General features: G+C 73.3%; 12 protein-coding genes and 1 pseudogene. 5 read left to right on the top strand and 8 right to left on the bottom strand.

What is annotated here, in order from left to right; genetic code table 11:
- Positions 1 to 101: 101 nt before the first annotated feature.
- The gene (locus LZG04_RS29220; RefSeq protein ID WP_233822825.1) at positions 102 to 1154 is read left to right on the top strand and encodes a hypothetical protein; all 1053 of its coding nucleotides are present in this window, start codon (positions 102 to 104) and stop codon (positions 1152 to 1154) included.
- On the opposite strand, the gene LZG04_RS29215 is transcribed toward LZG04_RS29220, so the two are convergent.
- Positions 1102 to 2694 carry an alpha/beta hydrolase gene (locus LZG04_RS29215; protein ID WP_233822823.1) on the bottom strand — a complete coding sequence of 531 codons (1593 nt, stop codon included), beginning with the start codon at positions 2692 to 2694 and terminating at the stop codon, positions 1102 to 1104. The two genes, LZG04_RS29220 and LZG04_RS29215, sit on opposite strands and share 53 nt — an antisense overlap.
- Positions 2695 to 2805: 111 nt before the next feature.
- Here LZG04_RS29215 and LZG04_RS29210 point away from each other — a divergent pair, with 111 nt between their 5' ends.
- The gene (locus tag LZG04_RS29210) at positions 2806 to 3804 is read left to right on the top strand and encodes a DUF4037 domain-containing protein (RefSeq protein WP_233822820.1); all 999 of its coding nucleotides are present in this window, start codon (positions 2806 to 2808) and stop codon (positions 3802 to 3804) included.
- A 183-nt stretch (positions 3805 to 3987) separates the two neighbouring features.
- Here the strand turns inward: LZG04_RS29210 and LZG04_RS29205 are convergent, their stop codons facing one another.
- Positions 3988 to 4854 carry a helix-turn-helix transcriptional regulator gene (locus tag LZG04_RS29205; RefSeq protein ID WP_233822818.1) on the bottom strand — a complete coding sequence of 289 codons (867 nt, stop codon included), beginning with the start codon at positions 4852 to 4854 and terminating at the stop codon, positions 3988 to 3990.
- On the opposite strand from LZG04_RS29205, the pseudogene LZG04_RS43145 reads away from it, so the two are divergent.
- A pseudogene (locus LZG04_RS43145) lies at positions 4835 to 5476 on the top strand (SDR family oxidoreductase); the annotation flags it as partial. The gene LZG04_RS29205 and the pseudogene LZG04_RS43145 overlap by 20 nt on opposite strands.
- Positions 5477 to 5537: 61 nt before the next feature.
- On the opposite strand, the gene egtD reads toward LZG04_RS43145, so the two are convergent.
- The 6 genes from egtD to LZG04_RS29170 form a co-directional block, all read right to left on the bottom strand.
- Positions 5538 to 6512 (bottom strand): L-histidine N(alpha)-methyltransferase, encoded by a 975-nt coding sequence (gene egtD, locus LZG04_RS29195; RefSeq protein WP_233822814.1) that lies wholly within the window; start codon positions 6510 to 6512, stop codon positions 5538 to 5540.
- Complete coding sequence (egtC, locus tag LZG04_RS29190) at positions 6509 to 7258, bottom strand: ergothioneine biosynthesis protein EgtC (protein ID WP_233822812.1); 750 nt, start codon at positions 7256 to 7258, stop codon at positions 6509 to 6511. Before egtC ends, egtD begins: the two co-directional genes overlap by 4 nt.
- Positions 7259 to 7260: 2 nt before the next feature.
- The gene (gene egtB / locus LZG04_RS29185) at positions 7261 to 8574 is read right to left on the bottom strand and encodes an ergothioneine biosynthesis protein EgtB (RefSeq protein WP_233822810.1); all 1314 of its coding nucleotides are present in this window, start codon (positions 8572 to 8574) and stop codon (positions 7261 to 7263) included.
- Entirely contained in the window at positions 8571 to 9695 is a 1125-nt protein-coding gene (locus tag LZG04_RS29180) for a glutamate-cysteine ligase family protein (RefSeq protein ID WP_267938274.1), read from the bottom strand. Before LZG04_RS29180 ends, egtB begins: the two co-directional genes overlap by 4 nt.
- Positions 9696 to 10051: 356 nt before the next feature.
- Positions 10052 to 11902 carry a PQQ-dependent sugar dehydrogenase gene (locus LZG04_RS29175; RefSeq protein WP_233822806.1) on the bottom strand — a complete coding sequence of 617 codons (1851 nt, stop codon included), beginning with the start codon at positions 11900 to 11902 and terminating at the stop codon, positions 10052 to 10054.
- A gap of 15 nt (positions 11903 to 11917) precedes the next feature.
- Entirely contained in the window at positions 11918 to 12466 is a 549-nt protein-coding gene (locus LZG04_RS29170) for a Scr1 family TA system antitoxin-like transcriptional regulator (protein WP_233822804.1), read from the bottom strand.
- A gap of 126 nt (positions 12467 to 12592) precedes the next feature.
- Here LZG04_RS29170 and LZG04_RS29165 point away from each other — a divergent pair, with 126 nt between their 5' ends.
- Both LZG04_RS29165 and LZG04_RS29160 read left to right on the top strand, forming a co-directional pair.
- Complete coding sequence (locus LZG04_RS29165) at positions 12593 to 13186, top strand: TetR/AcrR family transcriptional regulator (RefSeq protein ID WP_233822802.1); 594 nt, start codon at positions 12593 to 12595, stop codon at positions 13184 to 13186.
- The gene (locus tag LZG04_RS29160) at positions 13186 to 14340 is read left to right on the top strand and encodes an MFS transporter (protein WP_233822801.1); all 1155 of its coding nucleotides are present in this window, start codon (positions 13186 to 13188) and stop codon (positions 14338 to 14340) included. Before LZG04_RS29165 ends, LZG04_RS29160 begins: the two co-directional genes overlap by 1 nt.
- The last annotated feature ends 5 nt before the right edge of the window (positions 14341 to 14345 follow it).

Raw genomic sequence — 14345 nt, 5'->3', positions numbered from 1 at the left:
TGACCGTGAGGGGCGTCCACACCCGGGGACGCCCCTCACACCCCTGCGGCGGGAGCGATCCCGCCGCATGCGGGGTTCGAGGCCGCTAGGGTTGCGCCCTTGTGGGGGCCGTCGTGTGGGCGTTACCGGTCTTGCTCGGGCTCGTCCTTCCGCTGGGGGAGGGCGGGCCGCCGGTCGAGGCGTCGTTGTCGCTCGTGATCGCCGGGCTGCTGCTGCGGGCACGGCAGGCGCACGCCGAACGGCCGGGCGCCTGGTTCCCGTTGCTGGTCACCGGGTCGGTCCTGTTCGGGGTGGCGGCGACCGACGGGTCTGCGGGCTGGTGGGACCTCATGGTCGACCCCGTCGCGTTCGACCTGGCCCGCGACCTGGTCGGCTTGGCGGTCGCCGTCGGGCTGGGCGCGTGGGCCTGGCGGGTGCGCAGCCCCGTCGTCGCGGTCACGGCCCTGGCGTACCTGGCCGCGGTCTGGCACTCGCGGCAGCCGGTCGAGGACTTCGGCTGGTTCGCCTACACCCCGGTGGTGATCACCGGGGCCCCGGTCGTGCCGGTCGTGCCGTTCGACTTCCCGCCGTACCCGGAGCTGGTCGTGGTCGCCGGAGCCGTGCTGGCGCACACCCGGGTCGACCGGGTGCGGGTGTGGCACGTGGCGGCGATCGCCGGGCTGCTCGGCTCGTTGGTGCACTACGGCGCGCTCGCGCTGGTCGTGGCGGCGGTGGTGATCGCCGGGTACGAGCTGAACGCGCGCCGTCCGGGAGCCTGGTACCCGTTGCTGGTGGTCGGCGCCGGCCTCGCGGTGTGGCCGGTGGTCGAACGGCTGGCCGGGCCGCGGTCCACCCGCGTCGACCCGGCGACGGCGGCCGACGGCTACTACGCCGACGTGACCGCCGTCGCGGTCGCCCACGTGGACCACGACGAGCTGTTCCTGGCGTTCGCCGTCGCGGCGGGCCTCGCCGTGTGGTCCTGGCGGCGCAAGAGCCCGACCGTGCTGCTCACCGCCGTCGCCTACGCGGGTGTCGCCTGGTCGCTCACCCTGCCGGAGGAAGCGGCCCTGGTCGTCCTGGCGGGTGCGGCCGTCGCGTGGGCGACGACCGCACCCGGTGCCACTAAAACGGTTGGGCGTTGGGCTGGAACACCTGGCCGTTGGCCGGGGCCTTGAGGTTGATCAGGTAGTCGGTCACCAGGGTGTCCACCCCGGCGCTGTCGCCGAGGATGCAGTGGCCGAACGAGTCCACGGTCAGCAGCCGCGCGTTGCCCAACTGGCGGGCCATGCGCTTGCTGAACTCGTACTGGGTGGCCGGGTCGTAGTAGTTGCCCACCACGACGATCGGGTTCGGCGTGCGCTTGTTCCAGGGCCCGGCCCAGCGGTCCGGGCGGGGCACCGGCCAGGTCGCGCACGTGAGCAGGTCGGACGCGGCCTGCTGGCGGCCGAACGTCGGCGACTCCCGCTCCCACTTCGCGGCCAGCGCGGGGAACAGCTGCGGCACGCGCAGGAACGGCTTGTCCGTGCAGTTCACGCCGTAGTACGAGTCGTCGTACAGGTACTCCGTGTCACCCGTGAGCCCCGCGCGGACGTCGGCCAGGCCGTGCTTGTTCGCCAGCGGCGGCAGCAGCGGGGCCTGCTCCTGCGCGGAGAACGTGGCGGCGCCCGGGTGCAGCACCGCGTAGACGCCCTGCAACCACGCGGCCAGCGCCTTGAACCGGGTCGGCGCGTACAGGTCGCTCGTGACGCGGCCGATGTAGCCGGCGTAGGTCACGACCTCGTTGTTCGGCAGGGTGATCGACCGCGTGCGCAGGTGGTCGCGCACCTCGTCGAATTTGGCCCTCGGGTCGCCGTCGCTGTAGGCGCACTTGTCGCCTTCGGCGTCGCATCGCTTGAGGAACGCGTCGAGCGCGATCTCGAAGCCCTGCGCGCGCTGCCGGTCGTACTCCGCGCCGTTGGAGGTGCGCAGCGCCGGGTCGACGTTGCCGTCCAGCACCAGGGCGCGGGACTTCGAGGGGAAGATGTTGGCGTAGGTGGCGCCGAGGAGCGTGCCGTAGGAGAAGCCGGCGAACGTCAACTGCCGGTCGCCGACGCCCTGGCGCAGCAGGTCCAGGTCGCGGGCCACGTCCTCGGTGGACATGTGGTCGAGCAACGGGCCGGCGTTGCGCGCGCACGCGTCGGTGTAGTCCTCGGTCGCGTCCATGGTGTCGCGGATCTCGGTGCGGGTGACCGGGATGGCGGACATGCGGCCGAAGACCTCGTTGGCCTCTTCGAGGGTCTTGAAGCAGCGCAACGGCGAGCTGCGGCCGACGCCGCGCGGGTCGAACCCGATCAGGTCGAACCGCTTCATGACCTCGGGCTGGAAGAACGAGCTGCCGTAGGCGGAGTAGATCAGGCCGGCGCCACCGGGGCCGCCGGGGTTGATGAACAGCGAGCCGACCTTGTTGGCCTGGTCGTCGGCGGGGCGCTTCATCAGCGCGACGGTGATCTTGGGGCCGCGGGGCTTGCGGTGGTCCAGCGGCACGGGGTGGTTGGCGCAGCTGACCTTGTCGCGTTGGGCGGCGGGGATCTCGGCGAGGACGTCCTCGGCGCAGGTGGTCCACTGGATCGGGGTGGCGCCCTGTGCTTCCTGGGCGGCGGCGGTGCCGGTTCCCGCGAGGCCGGACACGGCGGTGCCCATGGCCAGCGCGAGAACCAGTGCTCTGCGGAGTTGCATGTGATAGCGCTCCCTCGGTTCACTCGACGTCGCCCCTCAGTGACACCGCGACGCCATCGCGCGAGGCTTTCACTCGATCGTGTCCGGCACTACCCGCAGAACGGAGGATTCGTGCCCTACGGACGGTTCTTGCCGGGCCTGGTGTTGGCCGAACGGTTCTACTGGGATGGCGTCGAACCGCTGGTCAGGGCCCACTTCGGCGAGGTGCCGCACAGCGCGGCCCGGATCGGCCCCGGCTCGGAGGTGCTCGGCTTCGACACCGAACGCTCGGTCGACCACGAGTGGGGGCCGCGCCTGCAACTGTTCCTCGACCCGGACGACACGCGTGCCGACGACATCCGGGAGGCGTTGTCGCAGCACCTGCCGAAGGAGTTCCTCGGGTTCCCCACGCACTTCGAGCCGACGTCGGACGAGGGTGTCGGGCGGATGGCGCGCACGGACGGGCCGGTGTGCCACCGGGTGGAGGTGACCGACGCGGGGACGTGGTTCCGCGAGCGGCTCGGGTTCGACCCGCGGGGCGGCGTCACCGTGCGGGACTGGTTGGGCACGCCGACGCAGCGGCTGGCGGAGACGACGGCCGGCGCGGTGTTCCACGACGGGCTCCGGGTGCTGACGGCGGCGCGTGAGGCGTTGCGGTGGTACCCGGACGACGTGTGGCGGTACGTGCTGGCGTGCCAGTGGACGCGGATCGCGCGGGAGGAGGCGTTCGTCGGGCGGTGCGGCGAGGTCGGTGACGAGCTGGGGTCGGCCATCGTGGCGGCCCGGTTGACCCACGACCTGATGCGGCTGCGCCTGCTGCTGGACCGCCGTTACCCGCCGTACGGCAAGTGGCTGGGCAGCGCGTTCGCCCGGTACGCCGACCTGGTGCCGGTGCTGCGCGCCGTGCTGGCGGCGACCGACTGGCGTGCGCGGGAGGACCACCTGGCCGTGGCGTACGAGCGGGTCGCCGCCGAGTGCAACGCGCTGGGCCTGGCCGACCCGGTGGACCCGACCACCCGCCCGTACCACTCCCGCCCGTTCCGCGTCCTGCGGGCGGACCGCTTCGCTTCCGCCCTGCGTGCCGCGATCACCGACCCGGCGATCGCCGCCCTCCCCCTGCCCCACGCGTGAGTCCTACGTTCACGTCGCGTGTGTCCTACGTTCGGAACACCCGAGTTGAACGCTCAGAACAGCCCCGGCCGTCCTGAGCGTTCAACTCGGGGGTCGCGAACGTAGGACTCTCGCGGTCTGGAGGTAGGACACACGCGTTCTGGAGGTAGGACACGCGCGGTTTGGAGGTAGGACACGCGAGGGTCAGGGGGTGGGGCGGAAGACGGCGAGGCGTTGGCCGTCGGGGGCGGTGAGGATCTCGGAGGTCAGGTCGAAGGTGTGGCCGGTGTCGTCGCGGAACGTGCGGCGCGAGCCCGTCTTGACCTTCACGTCGTAGTGCCGCCACAGGTCGGCGAACTCGGCGCAGGCCGCCGACAGCTCCGCCACCAGCGCCGTCAGGGCGGGCCGGGTCGGGTCGACGGCGGCGACCGTGCGCAGGTGGGCCACGCAGTCGCGGGCCATGTCGCCCCACGCCACGAACACCTCGCGGGCACGGGGGTCGGTGAACACGTAACGGACCAGGTTGTCCCGCTCCGACAGGCCCGGCATCAGCCGCGCGCCCTCCGGGTTCACCGCCAGCACGGTGCTGACCTGGTCCAGCACGTACGCCGCCGTCGGCCGCACGGCCTCCAGCAGGTGCAGCAGGCCGGGACGCGGCGCACCCGACCCCAGCGGTGCCGGACCGGGCACCTGGCCCGCCAACGCGTGCAGGTGCGCCCGTTCGTCGTCACCCAGCCGCAACGCCGACGCCAACGCGTGCAGCACCTCCGCGCCCGGGTTCGTGTCACGGCCCTGTTCCAGCCGCGTGTAGTAGTCCACGCTCACGCCCGCCAGCGTCGCCAGCTCCTCACGACGCAGCCCCGGTGTCTGCCGCCGACCGACCCCCTCCGGCAGACCCACGTCCGCCGGCCGCACGCGTCCACGCCTGCTCCGCAGGAACTCACCCAGCTCACCCACACCGGCGAGTGTCGCACCGACCGCGGGTGGCCCCGCGAGGACCAGGCCCGCGCCGGTCTCCCCGCACCCGCCGCCCACGACGACGCTGGTCGGCATGACACACGTACTCGTCATCGGCGGCAGCTCCGGCATGGGTCTGGCGCTGGCCCGACACCTGCTGACCCAGGACACCGTCGTCACGATCGCCGGCCGGTCCGCCGAACGCCTCGCCGACGCCTCACGCGCCCTCGCCCCGAACGGGACCGACCGGCTGCGCACCGACCAGGTGGACATCACCAGCGAGGACGAGGTGCGACGCCTGGCCGGGCGCACCGGCCCGCTCGACCACGTCGTCGTCACCGCCGTGGACGCGCGCGACGCCTACTTCCCGATCGCCGACTTCGCCCTCGACCACGCCCGCGCCGCGCTGGACACCAAGCTGCTCGGGCCGTGGCTGGTGGCCAAGCACGTGGGACCGCACGTCGTGCCCGGCGGCTCGATCACCTTCACCTCCGGCGTCGCCGCGCACCGCCCGGGCCCGGGCGCGTCCGTGCTCGCCGCCGCCAACGGCGCGCTGGAAGCGCTCGCCCGCGCGCTGGCCCTGGAGCTCGCGCCGGTCCGGGTCAACGCCGTCTCGCCGGGCTGGGTCGACACCCCCGTGTGGGACGTCCTCGACGGCCCCGCCAAGGCCGAACGGCTCGCCGCGATGGCGGACCGCCTCCCGACCGGCCGGGTCGGCACGCCCGACGACCTCGCCGAGGCGTTCACCGCCGTGCAGCGCAACCGCTTCATGACCGGGTCCGTCCTGCACGTCACGGCTACCCGACCGCCCGAGAGAGCGACAGGGCGAAGCGCCCCTCGGAGTCGGTCCACCACCGGTGCAGCTCGAAACCGGCGGCGGTCAGCTCCCGTTCCACGCCCTCCCGACGGAACTTCGCCGACACCTCGGTGCGCAGCTCCTCACCCTCGGCGAACTCGACCTCCAAGCCGAGCGCCGCCACGTGGCTCTTCACCGGGCGCACGGCCCGCAGGCGCATCTCGATCCACTCCTCCTCGGCGTTCCACAGCGCCACGTGCTCGAAGTCCGACGGGTCGAAGTCCGCGTCGAGCTCGCGGTTCACCACCCGCAGCACGTTGCGGTTGAACTCCGCCGTCACGCCCCGCGCGTCGTCGTAGGCGCGCACCAGGGTGTCGGGGTCTTTGACCAGGTCGGTACCGAGCAGCAGCCACTCCCCCGCGTCCAGCACCTCGCGCACCGACGCGAAGAACTTGTCGCGCTCCTCCGGGATCAGGTTGCCGATCGTGCCGCCCAGGAACGCCACCACCCGCGGCGGCACGCCGGGCAGCAGGCCCAGGTGCTCGGTGAAGTCGCCGACCACGCCGTGCACCCGCAGCCCGGGGTACGCGGCCAGGATCGCCCGGGCCGCGTCGGTCAACGCCGTCGGCGACACGTCCAGCGGCACGAACTCCCGCAAGGTGCCGTGCTCCCGGAGGGCGTCCAGGAGCAGCCGGGTCTTCTCCGAGGAGCCGGAACCCAGCTCCACCAACGAACGCGCGCCCGTCAGCGCCGCGATCTCCGCCGCCCGGGCCACCAGGATCTCGCGCTCCGCGCGGGTCGGGTAGTACTCGGGCAGCCGGGTGATCTCCTCGAACAGGTCGCTGCCGACCGCGTCGTAGAACCACTTCGGCGACACCCACTTCGGCCGCGCGGTCAGCCCCGCCCTCGCCTCGGCGCGCAGCGCGATCGCCGCGTCCTCGGGGGTCAGGTGCACGTCCAGCACAGGCTCGGTCATCCTCGTCCAATCCGTTGAACGTCCACAGTAGACACATCTGCCGTGACGACGTGCCCGTCGGGCACCTCCCGCCAGCGCGGGTCGTCGTCCAACGGCTCGGAGGCCAACGTCACCGCGCCGTCACCGGAGCGGACCCACAGCGAGTGGGTCCACGTCGTGCCGGCGAGCACGGTCCCGTCGGTGAGCAGCAGGTTCAGCCGCGAACCGGGCGCGGCGGCGGCCACTTCGGACACCACGTCGGCCAGCGCGGCACCGGGTGCCGCGCCCGCCGCCAGGCGTGACCGCACGAGCGCCCACAGCAGGGCGGCGTCGGTCGGTGCGTCCAGCGTCAGCAGCGCGGCCACGGGCAGCGTCTTGGCGACGTCCACCACGGACTCCGGCCAGTCCGCCACCCGCCCGTTGTGGCTGAACAGCCACCGCCCGTCGGTGAACGGCGCGCAGGCCGTGTCCGCCACGGGCATGCCGACCGTGGCCGACCGCACCGCGGCCAGCACCGCGCCGGACACCGTGACGCGGCTGAGCGCGAGCAGGTTCTCGTCCGACCAGATCGTGCCCGCACGGCGGTAGCGCACCGCCGGGCCGCCCGGCGCGGGGTACCAGCCCACGCCGTAGCCGTCCACGTTGACCGTGCCGCCGCCGCGCATGTCCCGCGGCGCGTACGACTGCCGCACCAACGAGTGCGGCGGGTCGTGCACCAACGCGGCGACGGGCACGGCGGGGCCCAGGTAACCCAGGTGGCGGCACACGGTCAGGCCAGTTCGTCCCGTGACGCGTCCCGCGCGCACCGGAAGCCGGCGAAGATCTGCCGCCGGATCGGGTAGTCCCAGTTCCGGAACGTCGAGCGCACCGCGGCCTGGTCGCTGCCGAACGACCCGCCCCGCAGCACCTTGTAGTCGGGGCCGAAGAACACCTGCGAGTACTCCGCGTACGGGAACACCTCGAACCCGGCGTAGCCGTGGAAGTCCGAGCTGGTCCACTCCCACACGTCGCCGATGAGCTGGTGCACGCCCAACGCCGACGCGCCCGCCGGGTACGCCCCGACCGGCGCGGGCGTCAGGTGCCGCTGGTTCAGGTTCGCGTGCGCCTCGGTGGGCTCCTCGTCGCCCCACGGGTAGCGGCGGGAGCGCCCGGTCACCGGGTCGAACCGGGCCGCCTTCTCCCACTCCACCTCGGTGGGCAGCCTCTTGCCCGCCCACTTCGCGTACGCCTCGGCCTCGTAGTAGCAGACGTGCACCACCGGCTGGTCCGCCACGACCGGCTCGGTGCGGCCGAACGCGGTGCGGTACCACCGGTCGCCGACTCGCTCCCAGAACCGCGGCGCGACCAGCGACGCCTTGCGCACGTGCGCCCAGCCGGCCTCGCTCCACCAGCGCGGGTCGCGGTAGCCGCCGTCGGCGATGAACTCCGCGTACGCGCCGTTGGTCACCGGCGTGGTGTCGATGAAGAACGGCTCGGTGACGACCTGGTGCGCGGGCCGCTCGTTGTCCAGCGCCCACGCCTCGGTCGACGTGCCCATGGTGAACGGCCCGCCGGGCACCAGCACCTCGGCCGGTCCGACGGGGCCGCCGCGCGGCGGCGGTGGCGCGTCCAGCACCGGCTCGCCCACCCGCAGCTGGTGGGTGGCCAGCATGGTCTCGTCGTGCTGCTGCTCGTGCTGCACGATCATGCCGAACGCGAACCCGCCGTCAACGAGCCGGTGACCTTCCAGCGGGGTGCGCTCCAGCACGTCGAAGACCTTCTCCCGGACCTCGCCGACGTACCGGCGCGCCTCGGCGGGCCCCAGCAGCGGCAGTTCCGGCCGGGCCGAGCGGGCGTGCTTGAACGCGTCGTACAGCTCGTCGATGTCGGCCCGGATCGGCTCACGGCCGCCCACGTCGCGGACCAGCCACAGCTCTTCCTGGTTGCCGATGTGCGCGAGGTCCCACACCAGCGGTGACATCAGCTTGGAGTGCTGGCGGACGAGGTCGTGGTCGTCCACCGCGTCGGTGAGCAGCCTGCTGCGGTCGCGGGCCCTGGTGAGCTGGGCGGCGACCCGGTCGCGCAGGTTCTCGGTGCTGGTCATGAACGGCCCCCTCCGGTCTTCTCAGCGAGCGTGCGGTGCAGTTCTTCGGCGATCGCGTCGGCCTGGTCGACCGACAGGTCGGTGTCGGACAGCGACGCGCAGCCCAGTTCGACCACGTCGCGCGCCGCGCGGGCGAGCACGGGGTCGGCCAGGCCGTAGCGCGCGGCGGCGAGCCAGCGGTTGGCGGCGGTCTCGGTCGCGGCGAGCGCCTCGTCCACCGCCTTCGGCGTGCTGAACAGCGCCGCCATCAGCACGACCGGCGGCAGCCACCGCCCGTGCGGCGGGGTGTCGAGGTAGCGGACCTCCACGTACCCGCGCGGCCGCACCGGCGGGAACTGCAGGGTCAGGTGGTAGTCGAGGTCGTCGGAGGTCGCCGGCCGGTCGAGCGCGCCGTCGATCCAGTCGGCGAACGTCAACGGGTGCGGCGGCAGCCAGTTCGGCCCCGGTCTGCGCACCGCGATGACCGGTGTGTCGAGCACGCGCTTGGCCCACGCTTCGGCCGGTCTCGCGCACACCGCCGCCGGGCGGGTGCGCACCGGGTCGGTGGCGTAGAGGGAGCGCATCCGGGCGCTGGCCCAGTCGGTGCGGCGGCCGTTGACGCCCGGGGAGTTGGCGAACAGGGCGCTGACCACGGGTCCGAGCGCGTGCACCGCGGCCCACCGCTTGGGCAGGTCGTCGGCCAGGCCGAAGTCCAGGCAGACCTGGAGGCCCGCGGTGCTGCACATCATCGTGATGCCCTCGGGCCCGAGCGGGGCGAAGGCGTGTTCCATGGCCGCGTAGCGCGGGACCTGGAGCATCCGGCGCGGCGGGCGGAACGGGTCGGCGCCGTGCTGGCCGAGCCGCAGACCGGCCGGCCCGAGCAGGTTCTGGAGGTGGTCGATGTCGGCCGCGACGGTCTTGAGCAGCTCGGTCAACGACTCGCGCGGCGGGGTGGAGATCTCGACCTGGCCACCCGGTTCCACGGTCAGCGGGGTGCCGGAGGGCAACGGCCGCTGAGGGCTGTCGGGGGCGAGGGTCGGTGGCGCGTGATCGCCGAGCGCGGCCGCGAGGGTCTTCGCGTCGAGCGGTCGGGTGGGATCTTCGACGTGGTGGACGGTCCATTCCAGTTCGACTCCGAGCAACCTCGGAGGTCCGTGCTTGAAGCAGACCGAGGCGACGTAGGCCTCGGCCTCCGCTCGATCCCGGAACACCGCCGGGGTGGGCCCCGGAGCCGGGGCATTACGGACAGCAGTCACTTGTCGCACTCCCGGTGATCAAATCTCGTCCGTTCGACGCTACACCGGGGTACCGACACTCGCAGCCACCCGAAACCCTTGCGGATCAAAGACATGCCGGGTGGCGGCCACCTCGGTGACGGCCGGTCGGGTGGCGGTGGACGCCGGACCGGGGGCCCCCGAGCTGCTCCGAGTGGTCGCTTCCCGGCGGCCACTCGGACAATCCGGTCACGAGGTGAACAACTCGTGGCATCCGGGTGACCTCACGACCCAGGGTGCTCGATGTCCACGTGCAGCACGCGGTCGTTGCCGACTTCCTCGTCCAGATCCCACGTCGTGGTCAGCCAGAGGTCGCCCTCGGGATCGACCACCACGGTCCGCAACCGGCCGTACTCGCCGTGGAAGTACACCTGCTGGTCGACCGCGTCCGAGCCGTCGATGCGCAGCCGGTACACGCGCTTGCCGACCGTGGTGCCGATGAACAGGTGGTCGTCGATGATCGCCAACCCGCTGGGGCCACCCGCCGACGTGGGCCAGGTCATCTTCGGCGCGATGCTGTCCTCGCAGTACCCCGCCGTGCCCTCGCAGCCGGGCCAGCCGTAGTTGCCGCCGCGCTCGATCAGGTTCAGCTCGTCCTGCGAGTTGTTGCCGAACTCGGTCGCCCACAGCCTGCCCCGCGAGTCGAACGCCAGGCCCTGCACGTTGCGGTGACCGTAGCTCCAGATCGCCTTGCCCGGGAACGGGTTGTCCGGCGGGATCGAGCCGTCCGGGTTGAGGCGCAGGATCTTGCCCGCGTTGGTCTCCAGGTTCTGCCCGTAGCTGCCGTTCTGCGCGTCCCCGGTGGAGACGAACAGGTACCGCCCGTCCGGGCTGAACCGCAGCCCGCCGCCGTTGTGGTAGCGGTTCTTGGGCATGCCGCCCAGGATCGTGGTCCAGTTGGCGAGCATGTCACCGACCAGCTGGGCCCGCACGACCTGGTTGCCGGCGGCCGCGGTGTGGTAGACGAACACGAAGTGGTCGAAGGTGAACGTCGGCGAGACCGCCACGCCCAGCACCCCACCCTCCCCCTCGGTGGCCTGCGCGCCGGGCACCCGGCCGAGGTCGGTCCGCTTGCCCTCCCGGGTGAGGCGGAAGATCCCGAACCGCTCCCGTTCGGACACCAGCGCCGTGCCGTCGGGCAGGAACGCCACACCCCACGGCACGTCGGCGCCGTCGAGCAGCGTGGTCACCGCGCCGGGCCTGGGCTCGCCCCTGGCCGACGTCACGCCGGGCGTGGCGACCGCGTCGCCCGACGGCGAGGGGCTGCCCGCCGGCTGGTCGCCCGGGGGTGCCGCGTCGGTCCGCACGACGACGTTGTCGCCGGCCTGGGAGACGTTCGGCGCGGCGTCACGGGCGACGACCGTCCAGTCGTAGGCGGTGTCCGGGCGCAGGCCCGTGACGGTGGCCGCCAGGGTCGTGCCCGGCACGCTCGTCATGAGCTGGCCGTGCTGGTAGACGTCGTAGCCGACCACGCCGACGTCGTCGGTGGAGGCGTCCCACGCCAGCGAGACGCTGGTGGCCGACTTGCCGGTGGCGCGCAGTCGGGTCGGCGGGGTGGGCGGCTCGGTGTCGGTGTCGTCCACCACCAGGCGGTCGGCGTTCGGGCCGCCGCGCGCGGTGGCGGCCGTGGCGCGGACCCGGTTCACGCCTTCGCGCAGCCCCACGGTCGTCGTGACCTCGCGCCACGTCGTCCACGAGCCCGTGGCGGGGAAGGAGGCGGTGCCCGCCCGCCCGCCGTCCACGGTCAGGCTCAGCGGCAGGTCGGCGTCGGTCCCGTTGGCGTAGCGGAAGACCAGCGCGTGCCTGCCGGCCCGTGCCGCGGTCACGGCGTACTCGACGTAGCCGCCGGCCGCGTCGCCGTAGTCGACGTACCCGGAGCCGGTGAACCCGGTGTGCTCGGACGCCACCGCGCCGCCCGAGACGTCGGCGGCCTCGGCCTGGTGGTCGGTCAGGCCGTGCGCCGCCCCGGAGGCGGTGAGCAGCGACAGCGCCGTCGCCACCGCGACGGTGGCGGCCGACAGCCGTCGACGTCCGGCGCGCCGCGTCGGACGCGACCGGGTCGCGTTGTGTCCCATGGGTCTCCTCCCCGCCTACCGGTTCCGGTAGTCCGCGGCCCGGTGGCGGAACCGGGCCCGTGACGACGGCACGTCCAGCGCGATCCGCTCCAGCACCTCGACCGGCCGCCGCCCGTCCGGCACGGCGAACGACGACCGCAGCACGCCCACGTGGCCCGCCGAGAACGGCACCAGGCGGACCGGCACGTCGGTCCGGTCCGCGAGCGCGTCCCACTGCTCGGCCATGACCGCGTCGTCGCCGACCCGGACGTGCAGGGCGGCCTCGTGCACGAAGAACCGCGCGCCGACCAGCGGCAGCCGGTCGACGCCCAGGCCGCCGTCCTCGCCGAGGGCCAGGGCGTAGGCGGGCGTGCGCAGCGGTTCGGGCACGCACAGCGGCTCGAACACCACGACGGCGCACCCGGCCGGGCCGTCCGCGACGTCGTTGGGCCGACGGCCGACCAGCCTGATCAGATCGATCAAGTCCGGGCCGTGCCGACTGCGGTCCACCGTGGACGGTCGGTTCGACCAGCCCAATCCCGGCACGAGCCGCAACGGCGGCCGGATGTCCTCACCTGCGGTCACGGTGCGCCACCGTAGTGACCCTGACCTGGGGTTTCGAGCCAGGACGCCGAAGTACACCCCAAAGTGGACGAGGCAAGCCGTACGTACTGATTGGATTTCGTCAGGCGGCCCTGGCAACATCGACAGGTGCCCAGGGTGAGCCAGGACCACCTCGACGCCCGTCGCCGTCAGATCCTCGACGGCGCTCGTGCGTGTTTCGCGCGCTTCGGCTACGAAGGCGCGACCGTGCGCCGCCTGGAAGAGGCTACCGGCCTGTCCAGGGGCGCGATCTTCCACCACTTCCGGGACAAGGAGTCGCTGTTCCTCGCCCTCGCCGAGGACGACGCGCTGCGGATGGCCGAGGTCGTCGCCGAGCAGGGCCTGGTGCAGGTGATGCGCGACCTGCTGCACCCGCCGGACCCCGACGACGTCGAGCACCCCGCGGACTGGCTCGGCACGCGGCTGGAGGTGTCGCGCCGGCTGCGCACCGACCCGGAGTTCCGGGCGCGGTGGGCGGAGCGGTCGCGGCAGCTGACCGACGCGACGCGGCAGCGGCTGGAGCGCCAGCGCGAGGCCGGGAACCTGCGCGACGACGTGGACGTGGACGTGCTGACGTCGTTCCTGGAGCTGGTGCTGGAAGGGCTCGTGTCGCACCTGGCCATGGGCCTGCCCGCGGACGACCTCGAACCGGTGCTGGACCTGGTCGAGGAGAGCGTGCGGCGGCACCGCCGCAAGGGCTGATGGTCCGGTACTTGTGGGCCGCGGGCCTGGCCCGGCTGGCCGACGAGATGGTCGCCGTGGCGGTGGTGGTGCTGGCCTTGTCGCGCAGCGGCTCCACCGTGCTGTCCGGCGCGGTGATCGCGGCGTACACCGTGCCGTCGATCCTGTCCGGGCCGCTGCTCGGCGCGTGGCTGGACCGGACCCGGCGGCCCGTGGCGGCGTTGGCGGCCAACCAGTTCGTGCTGGCCGCGATGGCGGCGGTGATGGTGGTCGCGCCCGCGCCCTGGCTCGTGCCGGCGGCGTTCCTGGCGGGCATCACGTTGCCGATGACCAGCGGCGGGTTCACCAGCCTGGTGCCGCGCCTGGCCGCCGACCTGCCCCGGGCGACGGCGCGGGACGCGTTGCTGTTCAACGCGGCGGCGATCGGCGGACCCGCGCTGGCCGGCGTGCTCGGCACGGCGGTGTCGCCCGCGGTGGCGGTGGCCGCGGTCGCGGTGCTGTCGTTGGCGGGTGCGCTGTGCACGACGACGTTGCGCGTGCCGCCGCGCCCTCCCGCCGAGCACCCGTCGCTGGTCGCGGAGATGAAGCGCGGCCTGCGGCACCTGGCCACGACCGCACCGCTGCGCGGGGCGACCATCGCGTCCTCGGTCGGGTACGGGTCGGTGGGCATGCTCGCCACGGCGTTGCCCGCGCACCTGGGCGCGTTGGGCGTGGGCGAGGACCGCACCGGGCTGGTGTGGGCCGCGTTCGAGGTCGGGTGCGTGATCAGCGTCCTGGCGGTGCGCCGCAGGCTGCCCGGGTGGCGCCCGGAACGGGTCGTGTTCACGGCCGTCGCGCTGTACGGGGTGGCGCTCGCGACGTGGCCGCTCACCCACCACTTCCCCGTGCTGCTCGGCCTGGCGCTGGTCAGCGGCGTGGCGCAGGGTCCGACGCTGGCCGCCACGATCACCGCGCGGCAGCGGTACACGCCCGGCCCGCTGCTCGGGCAGGTCTCCACCACGGGTGCGAGCCTGAAGCTCGGCGCGTTCGCGATCGGCGCGGCGGCCGGCGGGGCGTTGCTGACGACGTGGTCGAGCGCGGCGGTGATCTTGCTGGTCGCGGCGGGGCAACTGGTGGGCGCGTCACTCGGAGCAGCCGCCGCCAGGCCGACGCGCACCGCCCACTCGACCCCATAGGATCG

It is taken from the genome of Saccharothrix sp. S26, from assembly GCF_021390395.1.
GTDB lineage: Bacteria > Actinomycetota > Actinomycetes > Mycobacteriales > Pseudonocardiaceae > Actinosynnema.
Note: the sequence above shows the minus strand (reverse complement) of the source record. Positions and strands in the feature narration are given on the sequence as shown.

Excerpts from the sequence above, each read along its gene's own strand:
- egtD (WP_233822814.1), bottom strand. The coding sequence starts at position 6,512 with ATGACCGAGCCTGTGCTGGACGTGCACCTGACCCCCGAGGACGCGGCG.
- LZG04_RS29215 (WP_233822823.1), bottom strand. The coding sequence starts at position 2,694 with ATGCAACTCCGCAGAGCACTGGTTCTCGCGCTGGCCATGGGCACCGCC.
- LZG04_RS29175 (WP_233822806.1), bottom strand. The coding sequence starts at position 11,902 with ATGGGACACAACGCGACCCGGTCGCGTCCGACGCGGCGCGCCGGACGT.
- egtB (WP_233822810.1), bottom strand. The coding sequence starts at position 8,574 with ATGACCAGCACCGAGAACCTGCGCGACCGGGTCGCCGCCCAGCTCACC.
- LZG04_RS29160 (WP_233822801.1), top strand. The coding sequence starts at position 13,186 with ATGGTCCGGTACTTGTGGGCCGCGGGCCTGGCCCGGCTGGCCGACGAG.
- LZG04_RS29205 (WP_233822818.1), bottom strand. The coding sequence starts at position 4,854 with ATGACGAGTACGTGTGTCATGCCGACCAGCGTCGTCGTGGGCGGCGGG.